The 1,991-nt window shown below is 64.7% G+C and carries 2 protein-coding genes; both read left to right on the top strand.

Annotated features, from left to right (window positions below; genetic code table 11):
* A partial coding sequence (locus AWB74_RS44180; RefSeq protein WP_235024958.1) for a LysR substrate-binding domain-containing protein occupies positions 1–480 on the top strand: 480 nt, incomplete at its 5' end.
* Between the two features lie 108 nt (positions 481–588).
* Positions 589–1,991, top strand: a 1,403-nt coding sequence (locus AWB74_RS44175; RefSeq protein ID WP_061152754.1) for an AMP-binding protein, incomplete at its 3' end; no start/stop codon positions are given.

Genomic DNA, 1,991 nt, shown 5'->3' with positions numbered 1-1,991 from the left:
GCGGGCGATCTCGACCTGTGCATCGGCGCGCTTTCCGATCGCAACAGCGACGATCTCGAACAGACACCGCTCTTCAGCGATGCGCTGCACGTCGTCGCCCGGGAAGGTCATCCAATGTTCGACGCTCCGCGCCTGCGGCTGCCCGATCTCGCGCGCGCCGGCTGGCTGCTGCCGGGCAGCCACGTGTACGCGCGCAAGCGACTCGAAGCCCGCTTTGCCGAAGCGGGCCTGCCTCCGCCGTCCGTAGTCATCGAAACGAATACAACCATTGGCGCGCTTTCCAGTGTGCTCTTGAACTCGGACCTGCTCTCGATCACAGGCGATATCACGCTTCGGCAGCTCGCGGGACGTTTGCGGGCACTTCCTGTCTCTGACGCGCAATGGCCGAGAACGATCGGCGTATCGACACGACGAGGCGGGTATCTGTCGCCGCTGACGAAGCGCTTCGTTGAATTGCTGCGCGAGGCCGCGCCCGTCTGAGACGCACGTACCTTCATTCCGCTGCGTTATCGACTCCGCGCGGCCGATCATCGGCGGCCCGGCGGCCGCTCTCTACCATGGGTTCCCAGTCAACCAAGGGAGCCATCAATGAACCAGGGGCGCTTCATCAGCCGCAGCGCGCGCTATTGGCCGGATCACGCGGCCGTCATCTTCAAGGACCGGGTCTTGACCTTCGCGGCGCTAGAGGACCGCTCGAATCGTCTCGCCAACGCGCTGCTCGGTCTCGGACTGCACAAGGGGGACCGGGTCGCCGTGCAGTCGTGGAACCGCCCGGAGCTGATCGAGCTCGAATGCGCGCTGTACAAGGCAGGGCTCGTGAAGGTCGCGTTGAACGCGCGTCTGTCGACGGTGGAGGTGCAGGAAACCATAAGCAATGCCCAGGCGCGGGTGGTCATCGCGGGGCCCACACACATCGAGGCGATCGAGACGCTACGCCCTCAACTGCCCGATGTTGAGCACTTCGTTGCGATCGATGCCGCCGCTGCCGGCTTCGCGACTTATGAAACGCTCCTCGAGCGCGCTTCGTCGATCGATCCCGATGTCGAGATGAACGAATCGGACCTCGCAGTGCTGCACTTTACGTCGGGATCGACCGGCAAGCTCAAGGCAGCGATGCAGACCGTCGGGAATCGCATGGCCTCGCTGCGCAAGGTCGTGATGGGCCGCATGCGCGCACAGCCGGGCGACGTGCTCGTGCTGGCCGGCCCCATCACGCATGCAAGCGGGATGTTCGTTCAACCGTTCCTGAGCCAGGGCGGCACAATCCTGCTGCACGACCGCTTCGATCCCGATGCGTATCTCGCGTCGATCACGAGGCACCGCGCCACCGCCGGATTTCTCGTGCCCACGATGATCAACATGCTCGTGAAGCATCCGGGCATCGCCGGGCATGATCTTCGTTCGTTGCGTCACCTGTCGTATGGTGGCGCGCCCGCGGCGCCCGCGCTGATCGCCGAGGCGTGGGAGCGGCTCGGCCCGGTGCTCGCTCAAGGCTACGGCGCCGGCGAGACGACGGGTGGTCTAGTGACGCTTAGCGTGGACGATCACCGGTTCGCTATCGAGCAGGGTCAAACGCACCTGCTGTCATCGTGCGGCAGGCCGTTCGGCGAATCACAGGTGCTTGTCGTTGATGACGCGGGGCGCGCGTTGCCGCCCGGCGACACCGGAGAAATCGTCGTGCGCGGACCGGACGTGTTCGCCGGCTACTGGCGCGAGCCTGAGCTCACCGGGGCCGTGCTGCGCGACGGTCGCCTGCATACCGGCGATCTCGCACGCATTGATGACCGCGGTTACATCTATATCGTCGACCGCAAAAAGGAAATGATCATCTCCGGCGGATTCAACGTCTATCCGACGGAAGTCGAACAGGCGCTGTATCAGCACCCAGCAATCTATGAAGCCTGCGTGATCGGCGTGCCCGACGAAACCTGGGGCGAAGCGATCAAGGCCGTCGTCGTCCTGCGAGACGGATGCCACGCGAGCGCGGACGA

This window comes from Caballeronia arvi, assembly GCF_001544695.2.
GTDB classification, from domain to species: domain Bacteria; phylum Pseudomonadota; class Gammaproteobacteria; order Burkholderiales; family Burkholderiaceae; genus Caballeronia; species Caballeronia arvi.
The sequence above is the reverse complement of the archived record's forward strand: the minus strand, read 5'-3'. Positions and strand labels throughout refer to the sequence as shown.